Raw genomic sequence first — 11278 nt, forward strand, 5'->3', positions numbered from 1 at the left:
CCACCTGCCTTGGTCCCATCATCGCCGCACCTCCGCTCATAAAACGAGTGAATCAGCGACACACCAACCAATCAACAGACTTTTTCAACACAATCTCCGCAGTCTGGTCATCCGCCACTGCTGGGGTCGAACAAGACCGGCGAACGGTTGCTAAACGGGCGGTGAGCGGGACAGCTCAATGGTCAGAAAAAGCCGGGATTGGACCACGGATTTCGCATTCCAAACATCGCAGGCGGTTTCACGAAGAAAGCTGCTCTAGTATCTTTAGCATGACCCCAACTGTGGCGGCTTCAAGATTGTCGCCTTCCAAGACCATCAAAACACCGCACTCCGTGCGGCGCAGGTTGACGATCGTGGTCAGCGGGGCATCGGACAGGAATTGTCTCCGGTGCCTTGTGGCTTTTTGAAGTATGATGTCCGGGTCAGCGTCCAAGACTGTTTCGATCGCCGCGATGTCGGGGTTTTCGGACAGGTCTACGGCCATGGTGATTGTATGTCCGCGCCACACCGGAACCCGGGTGGCGAAGGTATCAACGGGGAAACTACCGTCAAACAGGATTGACAGCTCTTTCGACAACGCTTCTGCCTCGCCAGACTGGTGTCCGACGACCTGATCATGGATGGTGGAAGCCGACATTCCGGGCAGGTCAGTTCCGCTGATGGCCTGCAGGGTTGTGAGGGTTGCGCGTTCTACCTTGAACGCTTGGTTCAGACAGGCCAATGGCGGTGCGCAGATTGCCGTTGTGCAATTGGGTGTTGCCGCCAGGGCGGGCGCGCTGTCGATCTGCGAAACACCGGGCATAAGCAAGGGCGCGGACAGCCGTGCGTATTCGCAATGGGTGATCACGCGCGTGCCGCCTGCAAGATGGCGGGCTTCGATCTGCTCTCCCACCGAATCTGGCAGGAACGAAACCAGCGTTGGCGCCTGAGCGGGCGCGTCAGCAGGCAGCAACGGCAGGTCATCAAGTCGGGTCAGAGCGGGCTCCGCCCCGCTCCAGTCGCAAATGTCGGACAAACGACAATTCGTGCCGCTCAATTTATCGTCGTGCAGGCTTTCGACAATGAATTCAGGATTTTGCAAGACTTTGATTGCGAAATTCTGCCCTAAAAGCGTGCTGAGTCCAGCGATGGATATGCGTTTTTTCGACATCACGTCGCCCCGGTTCAAGAAATTGTTTGATTAAAAATGTCATATAGGTAGGTTTGACATGTCAATAACATCATTTTGAAATTCCATGTACGATCCAACGTCGCCCTTGCTCCGCCCTGCCGTCTCGGAAGACGGAACACCTAACCCCGATGGCAAGGTTCGCTTTGCCGAGGATCGGTTGCTGGATGCGGTCATCTGGTGTGAGCTGCTGCCGAGCGAGACGGTGACTGAAGCCGATGTGATGAAACGCTTCGGTCTGACCAAGGCCGCCGCACGGTCCGGGCTTGCGCGGTTGGGGTATGATGGCTGGGCCGCGCCGCAGCCGCGCACCGGGTGGCAGGTTCTGCCCATCACCGGCGCGCTGATCGGGCAGATCATCGCTGCAAGACGCATTGTTGAACCCTCACTGTCCGATATCAAGCTGGACAAAGCGGCCTGCGAAGAACTGGAACAGATCGGGCATATGCTGTCGGCCATCGAAGGCCGGACCGAGCCGGGCGTGGTCAGAACCGCCAACTATTACCTCAATCGAATTGACGGCATCATGCTGGAGCAAAGTAATCCTTTCACCGCGCGCCACCTGCGCAAGCTATGGCACCACACGGCGCGCATCACCCATTACTTCGACGCAGCCACCCCGGAAAATCCCCTGCGCCGCACAGACGGACCCGCGCTGATCCGGGCACTGTGTGCGGGCGACGGGGCGGCGGTGCAGCGTGCCCGCGAAGACCTGATGGCCGCGCAAGAGGCCTATTTCACCCGTCAACTGCTGAAAGACCAGACGCCGTTGATGCGTCCGGGACTGCAATCAAAAACAAGACCAACTGCCCAAAACAGGAGAGATCTATGAAACCTTCACTCAAGCATCTTCTGGGTGCTGTCGCGATGGCCGCCCTGACTTCACCTGCCTTCGCGCGGGATATCACCATCGATCTGGCGGGCGAGCCGTCGTCGCTGGACCCGCATCTACAGTGGAACCCGGACAGCTATTATGTATATCGCAACATCTTCGACAATCTCGTCACGCGGGACAATGACGGCCAGATTGTGCCACAGATCGCCACCGGTTGGCAGCAGCTTTCGGACACCGAGCTGGAGTTGACCATTCGCGAAGGCGTCACCTTCCACGATGGCTCGGCCCTGACGCCCGAAGACGTGGTGTTTTCGGTCAAGCGCATCACCGATCCCGAATTCGGATCGCCGCAGCTGGGTCAGTTCAACCAGATCACTGATGCAAAGGTCGTGGACGGGTCCAAAGTGGTGCTGACCACCGCGCAGCCTTACCCGGCCCTGCTGGCGCAATTGGTCAAGCTGTCGATCGTACCGCAAAAGATCGTGGAAGAGGTCGGGCGCGACGCCTTCAACGAAGCGCCGGTGGGCTCGGGGCCCTATGTGTTTGACACCTGGGACCGGGGCGTGTCGGTCACTCTGAACCGCAACGACAATTATTGGGGCGAAGCAGGACCTTTCGAGAATGCCGTGTTCCGGGCCGTGCCCGACGCCGCGACCCGTGTGGCCGACCTGTTGGCCGGAACGGCTGATCTGGTTGTCAGCATCGATGCGGATGCGGGTATTCAGATCGAGGCAAACCCAGACGTTGATCTGCTGTCTGCACCAACCGAACGTGTCGGGTATATGGGTCTGAACCTGGACAAACCCCCCTTCAACGATCTGGAAATGCGCAAGGCGGCCAGTATGGCGATTGACCGGCTTGGGATCACCGAAGGCTTGTTGCAGGCAGGCGAAGTTCCGATGGCCCAGATGTCCAGCCCGGCGCATTTCGGGTATTCACCGGATTTGGCCCTGTTCGAATATGACCCCGAGCAAGCCAAGGAACTGATTTCCGCCAAGGCCGATCTTGCCGCCACCCCGGCGACGCTGGCCACGGCCCCGGTGTTCGACCAGCGCATCGTTCAGGCGGTGCAACAGATGCTGAATGATGTGGGCTTCAACGTCTCGATCAGCATGACCGATATGCCGACCTATCTGGATATCGTCCGCTCGGAGCCTGCCGAAAACTCGGAACTCAGCTTTGGTCGCTGGTCATGTGCCTGTCAGGACGCGGACGGGATCGCCTATCCGACCTTGCATTCGGACAGCAGATGGTCGCGTGTGAACGTGCCGGAACTGGATGCCCTGTTGGAAACTGCGCGCGGCTCGCTTGATCCGCAAGTCCGACAGGATGCCTATGACAAGGTGCATCAGATGGTGCGCGACAACTACTATCTGCTGCCGATGTATCAGGCCGCAGTTCTGTATGGCGCATCGTCGGACCTGTCCTTCACGCCGACCGCGAATGAAAGCATGTTCCTCAACCGAATGGGCATCAACGAATAAGCATGCTGCGCTTTCTGCTTAACCGAGGCGGTCAGGCCCTGATTGCGGCCTTCGGAGTGGTCACGCTGGTGTTCTTCATCCAGCGCCTCTCCGGAGACCCGACAGCGCTGCTTCTCCCCGAAACCGCCACGGAGGCAGACATCGAGGCCATGCGGGTAACGCTTGGCCTCGATCGACCACTTATCATTCAATACCTGTCATTCCTGAGCGATCTTGCCCGGTTCGATCTGGGTCGCAGTTTTGTTCAGAACGCGGATGTCTGGGATATCCTGTCCAGCCGCATTCCCAAAACATTGCAGCTTGCGGCCGGGGCGATCACAGTGGCCCTGTGCATCGGATTGCCGCTGGGCTTGATCATGGCGCTGACCAAGGGCAAGCGGGTCTCAAAAGCTATCATGTGGTTCGTGCTGGCCTGTCAGTCGATGCCGACCTTCTGGTCCGGGATCATGATGATCCTCGTTTTTGGTGTCTGGCTCAAATGGCTGCCATCCTCGGGGACCGGGTCCTTTTCCCACCTAATCATGCCGTCCATCGCGCTTGGGCTATTGTCCCTTGCCACCTATGCGCGGATCACCCGGGCCGCCGTTCTGGATGAACTTGGAAAGGACTATGTGCGATCCGCGCGCGCACGCGGGGTTCGAACGGGTCGTCTTGTGCGGCGACATCTGCTGCGCAACTCGATGATCCCGATCATCTCGATCACCGCGCTGGAACTGTCACAGTTGCTGGCCGGTGCTGTCATTGTCGAAACCGTCTTTGCATGGCCCGGTCTGGGGCTGTTGACGGTGCAGAGCATTGCCTCACGCGATTTTCTGGTTGTGCAGGCTATCGTCCTTCTGGGTGCTTTCGTAACCATCTTTGCCAACCTTGCGGCGGATATCCTGTATTCGGTTGTCGACCCAAGGGTGCGGCTGGCGGGGACATCGTGACGCGCGCATCCTTTGACATCAAAGCCGCGCTGGCATGGTGGCCGGTGGCCCTGTTTCTTGCTCTCGTGTTCTGCGCTGTGTTTGCCCCCTGGCTGGCACCGCTTGACCCGGATCGCCAGAACCTTCTGGGCCGGTTGAAACCACCCGGCTTCGAAACCAGCGGCACAGTTTTTCTGTTGGGGTCGGATGAGCTGGGGCGCGATGTCCTTTCACGTCTGATTTACGGTGCGCGGGTTTCGCTGACAGTTGCCGCCCTGTCTGTTCTGTTGTCGGGCATCGTCGGAGTGCTGGTTGGCATGATCGCGGGTTACCTGCGGGGCTGGACCGAGACCATTCTGATGCGCCTTGTCGACATCTTCCTTTCGATCCCCGCCATTTTGCTGGCCATCATCACAGTCGCGGTGCTGGGACCGGGATTTCTGAACGTCATTCTGGTGCTCGCGCTGACCCGGTGGCCCCGCTATGCGCGGGTCGCTTATGGCCAGACGCTGGCCATTGCAGAACGACCTTTCGTAAAGCTCTCTCGGTCCATGGGGGCCAGTCCGCTGCGCGTTTTGGCCATCCATATCCTGCCCAATATCATCGGTCCGCTGCTGGTCGTCGCAACCCTGGAATTCGGCCTGATGGTTCTGTTTGAGGCCGGGTTGTCCTTTCTGGGCCTCGGCGTACAACCCCCGACCGCAAGCTGGGGCTCGATGCTGTCGACCGGGCGGAACTATATCGCAACCGCATGGTGGATCGCGATGTTTCCCGGCCTGGCGCTGTTTCTGCTGGTGCTCAGCGCCAATCTGATTGGCGACAGGTTCGGCGACCGTATTGGAGAAGGCAAATGATCGATTTCGGACCAGAATTCAAAGGCAAACGCGTCGTCGTGACCGGTGCCGCCGGTATCATGGGGAGCGCGCTTGTGGATGCGTTCGCGCAAGCCGGCGCGCAAATTTGCGCCACGGACCAAACAACAAACGGCCTTGAGGGGTTTTGCGTCGCTGCCGACCTGACCAGTGACGAAGGCCTGAACACGCTGCTGCAAAGCGTGCAGGATGAATGGGGCGCGCCGGATGTTGTGGTGAACAACGCCGCCATTTATCCGTCCTCATTCCTGCTGGACATGGAGGTCGCGGATTGGGATCGTATCATGGACATCAACGTGCGTGCGCCCTTTGCGCTAATGCGGGGATTTGCCTTGCAGATGATCGAGCAAAAAGTTCAGGGCAATTTCATCAACATCTCATCCGGGGCCGCCCGCAAGATGCGGCGCACGGCGGTCACCTATTGCATGTCAAAAACCGCGCTGGACCGGATGACCAAGGGATTTGCGCTTGAACTGGCCGAATATGGTATCCGTGTGAATTGTCTGGAGCCCGGTTTCGCTGCCGGTAGTGCGGTGTCGTCGCTGTCGCAGGAACACATCGACCGAGTTATGGCAGCCATCCCGCTGGGCACAGAAACCGGGCCGGAAGATGTCGGACAAGCCGCCCTTTATCTGGCGTCGCGGGCGGCAAAAAATGTGACCGGCACCTCTCTGGCCGTAGATGGCGGCAACTCGGCCGGGGTGATGGATGTTTATCAGGACAAGAAGAGCGCGCTATGATCTGGACCCCTGATCCTTACCCCTGGCCCGAGCCGTACCGGGCTGCCGCCTGCTTTACGGTCGATGTCGATGCGACCTCGCCGTATCTGTGGCAGCATCGGGCCGAAATGCCCCGAACGCTGGCCGCGTTGGAACACCGCAGATACGGGATGCGCCGTGGGTTGGCACGCCTTGTCGAGATGCTGAACCGCGTTGGCGTACAGGGCACTTTCTTTGTGCCCGGCATCGTGGCCGAGGAACATCCCGATCTTTTGCCTGGCCTTCTGGAACGGGGACAGGAAATTGCCTTGCACGGGTACATCCACGAATTGGTCGGGGACATATCCGATCAACAATTCACCGACGCGTTGGAGGCATCGCTTAACCTGTTCGAAACCCAGACCGGCCAACGCCCGCGCGGTTTCAGGTCTCCCGCCTGGGAAATGACCCCGCATATGTTGGCGGAATTGTCCCGCCTTGATCTGTGGGACAGCAGTTTGATGGGCGAGGACGTGCCCTACACGATCGCGGGGGTTCCCGAATTGCCGGTGCGGTGGGACAATGACGATGCCATCTTTTTCAAGTTCCTTGGCGCAGGCGACAAGTCACCGCGACCGGATCACGAAGTGGCGCAGCAATGGCAAGAGGACGCCGAGGCGCAGATTAACGAGCAAGGGTTTTTCATGCTTACGGTCCATGACTGGATTTCCGGGCGCGCGAACCGCGTTGCAAAGCTGGAAACCCTTCTGTCGACTCTGGCGGCGCGTCCCGATGTCTGGGTGACAACCTGCGGCAATCTTGCGGAACACCACAAGACCACAAAAGGCGGTCTGCATGTCGGGCCAGACCACCTCGAACCGTTTAACAGCAAGGTAATGTGATGGATACGCGTCCCGAAACGCCCGTATCGCACCAGCTTTGGTCGATTACAAAACCTCAGATTCAAAGCCATGGCGGCATGGTGGCGGCACAGCATTATGAGGCGGCGCAGATTGGCGCGGACATCCTGTCAGCCGGGGGCAACGCGATGGATGCCGCCGTCGCAACCGCCGTTGCGCTGTCGATTGTCGAACCCTGGTTGTCGGGCCTTGGCGGGGGCGGGTTCCTGCTGCACGCTGATCCGCATGGCAGCGTAGAGACGCTCGATTTCAATATGCGCGCGCCGATGGCGGTTTCGCCGGACGATTATCCCCTGTCCGGGGGTGAAGGCGGCGATTGGTTCAACTGGCCTTCGGTGAAAGATGACCGCAACCTGTTCGGCCCGCGCTCCATCTGCACCCCGGGGGCCGTTGCCGGTTTGGCCGAAGCATTGCGAAAATACGGAACGCTTAGCTGGGCCGAGGTTCTGGCTCCGTCCATCGCGCTGGCCGAACGCGGCATGCGCGTGGACTGGTTTGCGGATCTGGTCTTTGCGATCGACACTGCGGGCCTGTCAAAATTCGCGGCCTCTGCTGATCTGTTTCTGAACCCGGCCGGGCGTGTATCTGACCCAAGCGACCCCACGGCCCGGTTCATCCCCATGCCAGCCAAAGCCGCGATGCTGAAACGGCTGGCCGATGCCGGGCCGCAGGATTTCTACACCGGCGAAGTGGCGTGCAAGCTGGTTCAGGATATGCATGATATCGGGTCCGTGTTGTCCGAGAATGACCTTGCGTCCTACAAACCCAGTTGGGGCACTCCTGCCACGCAAGACTACCGGGACCGGCTTGTTCATACTGTTCCGGGATTGTCGGGCGGGCCCAGCCTGCTTGCGTCTCTTGCAGAGTTACAGGCCTATAACCTCGGGGATATGGATGAGCCCGAATTCGCAGCGCAGCACGCAAATGCCATTCGATCCGCCTATGAGACGCGGCTGAAACAGATGGGGCATGCTGCCGGAACGCAGGATTGCACCAGCCATTTGTCGGTCATCGATAGGGCGGGGAATATGGTTTCGCTGACCAATACACTACTGTCCCGTTTCGGCTCCAAGGTCGTTGCGCCATCGTTGGGGATGGTGATGAACAATGGCATGATGTGGTTCGACCCGCGCCCCGGCCAGCCCAATTCGATTGCGCCGGGTGCCGCGCCGTTGGCGAATATGGCGCCGGTCATAACCACCAAGGACGGGCGTCCGGATATCGCCATTGGCGCGGCGGGCGGTCGGCAGATTTTTCCCGCGCTTGTGCAGCTTTTGTCGCGCATCATCGACCGGTCAGAGACACCCGAGGCGGCGTTCCACGCCCCCCGTATCGATGCCAGTTCACCGCTGATTGTCATCAACCGCGCCGCCCGGCCCGACATTGCATCGGCGGTGGCAGCGCACCACGCGGTTCAGATCGCCGAGGACAGTTTGTACCCGGTGCAATTCGCTATCCCGTCGATGGTGCAGGCCGGACGGGACGGTGAACCCAATGTAGGGGCCGTGCATCCCAACAACCCATGGACGGCCGTCCGCAGCGAGGCTCCGGAGTGACTCTTCTGACCGTTCAGGATCTGGCAATACGCGCGGAAGACCTGTCTCTGGTTGATGGCGTGACGCTGGATGTCAAAGCCGGAGAAGTTGTTGCACTGGTCGGTGAAAGCGGGTCGGGCAAGTCCCTGACCGCATTGTCGGTGATGGGCCTGCTGGGCGAAGGGCTGACCATAGACCGGGGCACAATTAGCCTGGACGGGGTGGATCTGACACAGGCGTCAACCGATGCGATGAACAATCTGCGCGGCAACGCATTGTCGATGATCTTTCAGGAGCCTGTGTCCTCACTAAACCCTCTGGTGCCAGTAGGCGATCAGGTCGCCGAAAGCCTGATCGTGCATGGCCGCGCTTCACCGACAGAGGCAAGAAAGCGCGCTATCGAGATGTTGCGAAAGGTCGGCATCCCGGAACCAGAACGGCGCTATCGCCAGCTGCCGACCGAGCTGTCAGGCGGCATGTGCCAGCGTGTCATGATTGCGGCGGCCCTGATCTCGCAGCCGCAGCTTTTGATCGCGGACGAGCCGACAACGGCGTTGGACGTGACCATTCAGGCGCAAATCCTAGAACTCATGCGCGACCTGACGAAAGATTCCCAGACCGCCATTCTGCTGATCACCCACGACATGGGCGTTGTCGCGGAACTCGCTGATCGGGTCTGTGTCATGTATGGCGGCTGCGTGGTCGAACAGGGCCCGGTCGATGAGATTTTCGCAAACTCCAGACACCCCTACACCCGCATGTTGCTCAGAACACTTCCGCGTCTCGATGATGACCCAAAGGAAGAGCTGTTTGCCATTCCCGGCAACGTTCCCAGCCCCAAGGACTGGCCCGAGGGCTGCCGTTTTCAAACCCGGTGCGACCGCCCCTCAGCGGCATGCGCGACGCGTCCGGCGTTGCAAGGCGAAACACATCGGTTCGCCTGTTACCACCCTGTCGGAGACCGGTCATGAGCTTGCTGACTGTTCAGGATCTTCAGGTTCATTTTCCCGTCCGTACAGGAAGACTGCGGGGTCAAAAGGCCGTGGTCAAAGCGGTTGATGGAGTGTCACTTCGCATTGAGGAACAGGAAACCCTTGCGGTTGTCGGCGAAAGCGGGTGCGGGAAATCGACAACCGGCAATGCAGTGTTGGGGCTGGCGCCGGTCACACACGGGAAGATCATCTTTGACGGTAAAAACCTGTCTGATCTGACCCCGGATCAGCGCCAGCAGGTATGGCGCGATATGCAGGTGGTGTTTCAGGACCCGGTATCAGCCCTGAACCCGCGCCGGACAATTGCGCAATCCATTGCGGAACCTCTGAGTATTCACGGGTTCGCCCGCACAAAGATCGACGCAAGGGTTGATGAATTGATGGCTCTGGTGGGCCTGAACCCGGATCAAAGAAACCGACGGCCCGGGGCTTTGTCGGGCGGGCAAAGGCAACGCGTGGTCATTGCGCGCGCACTGGCCCTGAATCCAAAGCTGGTGATCTGCGATGAACCGGTTTCCGCGTTGGATGTTTCGATCCAAAGCCAGATCCTGAATCTTCTGATGCAGTTGCAGCGCGAACTTGGGCTAAGCTATCTGTTCATCGCCCATGACCTGTCTGTCGTGCGACACATAGCTGATCGCGTGGCGATCATGTATCTCGGGGTCATTGTCGAGGAAGGCCCCGCAGAAGAGATCTTTTCAGACCCCAAACACCCCTACACCGAAGCCCTGATCTCAGCGATCCCGCTACCGGACCCCTCTCTGCGCGACAAACGCAAACGCATTGTCCTGAAGGGCGATCTGCCAAGCCCGATGCACCCCCCCGAAGGATGCCCCTTTGTCACCCGCTGCCCTCTGGCTGAGCCGCGATGCGCAGAAGCACGCCCGGAGTTGAAACCATTGAGCAGCTCTCGGTCTTGTCGCTGTGTCCTCAAAGAGGGCGTTTCGGGCGCGTAATTCGCGTTAGGCCTTTTCCAGATTTTACTAGCTCAGAGAATGGCGGGATGTCCACGCAGCACTTGAACGCCCCGGAGATAAACGAAGGCGGGCCTCGGGCCGACAGGCACTGAACCGAACCAAGTCGCCTTACTCTGTGCTTCTGAAAAAGTTCCGAGAAACTGGCTGAATTCCCCGAAACAATAAATGTGAGACTTAGCCCTGAGTTACCTTTGTTAAGAACAGATTAACATTTCTTAATACGAGGGTTGAACTCTTGTACGACAACCTTCCCCAGACCACCTAAACACGTAACACATTTGCCAGATTGAGAGGCGTCAATGATGAAAAAGTTAGTGTTAATCAGCATTACAGGCAGTTTTATGCTCTTGACCGCATGCGGAGCACCAACAACGCCAACACAGGCTCAGGTCCGGCAAGACGCTCAGTGTGCTGCGGGTATTCTCGGCGGTGCAGCCCTTGGAGGAGTTGTCGGGAACCGGTTCGGTGGCGGAACGGGCAAGACTCTTTCAACAGCAGCCGGCGCTGGCCTTGGGATGTACGCCGGTCAATCAGCTTGCCACTGAAGAGTTTCACAAGACGGTTTCGTTCATGTACCGAGAGTTCTTCAGGTTGCTAACTCCTCGACGACAGCGAACGTCTCTTGTGACGGTCTACAGTGCGGTATCAGGTTGCCCTATCACCCAATTCCGATTGGCCAGTTGAACCTACTGAGCGATGCCTCAGTCAATTGTTTTGCAGTCGGGTTAAAGTTTCCGACAGTCACATGCACGATTGCAGGGTGATTGGCAAATATTTCACTTCGCGGGACAAAGCATGTGCTGTCAAAACGACGCTTGATCTGACGGGCAGCAAAAAAAATTGTGGCAGAACCATTGTGAGTTGCGACTGAGAACTCCAGCTGTCGCGT

At 58.8% G+C, this 11278-nt stretch carries 11 protein-coding genes; 10 read left to right on the forward strand and 1 reads right to left on the reverse strand.

Going from position 1 to position 11278, the window contains the following annotated elements:
* Nucleotides 1-238: 238 nt before the first annotated feature.
* A complete protein-coding gene (locus tag ACR0K4_RS21065; protein WP_480855633.1) occupies nucleotides 239-1150 on the reverse strand; it encodes an Asd/ArgC dimerization domain-containing protein in 912 nt (303 codons plus the stop codon).
* 85 nt (nucleotides 1151-1235) lie between these two features.
* On the opposite strand from ACR0K4_RS21065, the gene ACR0K4_RS21070 reads away from it, so the two are divergent.
* The 10 genes from ACR0K4_RS21070 (at nucleotide 1236) to ACR0K4_RS21115 (ending at nucleotide 10934) form a co-directional block, all read left to right on the forward strand.
* Nucleotides 1236-2000, forward strand: coding sequence for a GntR family transcriptional regulator (locus tag ACR0K4_RS21070; protein WP_480521956.1), 765 nt, complete (start codon nucleotides 1236-1238; stop codon nucleotides 1998-2000).
* Nucleotides 1997-3487: an ABC transporter substrate-binding protein gene (locus ACR0K4_RS21075; RefSeq protein ID WP_480855634.1), complete on the forward strand. Its 1491-nt coding sequence runs from the start codon at nucleotides 1997-1999 to the stop codon at nucleotides 3485-3487. Before ACR0K4_RS21070 ends, ACR0K4_RS21075 begins: the two co-directional genes overlap by 4 nt.
* Before the next feature lie 2 nt (nucleotides 3488-3489).
* Nucleotides 3490-4416 (forward strand): ABC transporter permease, encoded by a 927-nt coding sequence (locus tag ACR0K4_RS21080; protein WP_480855635.1) that lies wholly within the window; start codon nucleotides 3490-3492, stop codon nucleotides 4414-4416.
* Nucleotides 4413-5249, forward strand: a complete 837-nt coding sequence (locus ACR0K4_RS21085) for an ABC transporter permease (RefSeq protein WP_480855636.1) — start codon at nucleotides 4413-4415, stop codon at nucleotides 5247-5249. The genes ACR0K4_RS21080 and ACR0K4_RS21085 overlap by 4 nt, the downstream gene beginning before the upstream one ends.
* Complete coding sequence (locus ACR0K4_RS21090) at nucleotides 5246-6007, forward strand: SDR family NAD(P)-dependent oxidoreductase (RefSeq protein ID WP_480855638.1); 762 nt, start codon at nucleotides 5246-5248, stop codon at nucleotides 6005-6007. Before ACR0K4_RS21085 ends, ACR0K4_RS21090 begins: the two co-directional genes overlap by 4 nt.
* The gene (locus ACR0K4_RS21095) at nucleotides 6004-6867 is read left to right on the forward strand and encodes a polysaccharide deacetylase family protein (protein WP_480855639.1); all 864 of its coding nucleotides are present in this window, start codon (nucleotides 6004-6006) and stop codon (nucleotides 6865-6867) included. The genes ACR0K4_RS21090 and ACR0K4_RS21095 overlap by 4 nt, the downstream gene beginning before the upstream one ends.
* Nucleotides 6867-8441, forward strand: coding sequence for a gamma-glutamyltransferase (locus ACR0K4_RS21100; protein WP_480855640.1), 1575 nt, complete (start codon nucleotides 6867-6869; stop codon nucleotides 8439-8441). Before ACR0K4_RS21095 ends, ACR0K4_RS21100 begins: the two co-directional genes overlap by 1 nt.
* Complete coding sequence (locus ACR0K4_RS21105; protein WP_480855642.1) at nucleotides 8438-9391, forward strand: ABC transporter ATP-binding protein; 954 nt, start codon at nucleotides 8438-8440, stop codon at nucleotides 9389-9391. Before ACR0K4_RS21100 ends, ACR0K4_RS21105 begins: the two co-directional genes overlap by 4 nt.
* Complete coding sequence (locus ACR0K4_RS21110) at nucleotides 9388-10368, forward strand: ABC transporter ATP-binding protein (protein ID WP_480855643.1); 981 nt, start codon at nucleotides 9388-9390, stop codon at nucleotides 10366-10368. The genes ACR0K4_RS21105 and ACR0K4_RS21110 overlap by 4 nt, the downstream gene beginning before the upstream one ends.
* Before the next feature lie 362 nt (nucleotides 10369-10730).
* Entirely contained in the window at nucleotides 10731-10934 is a 204-nt protein-coding gene (locus ACR0K4_RS21115) for a glycine zipper 2TM domain-containing protein (RefSeq protein WP_480521997.1), read from the forward strand.
* Nucleotides 10935-11278 lie beyond the last annotated feature (344 nt).

This window comes from Ruegeria sp. K11 (assembly GCF_056531905.1).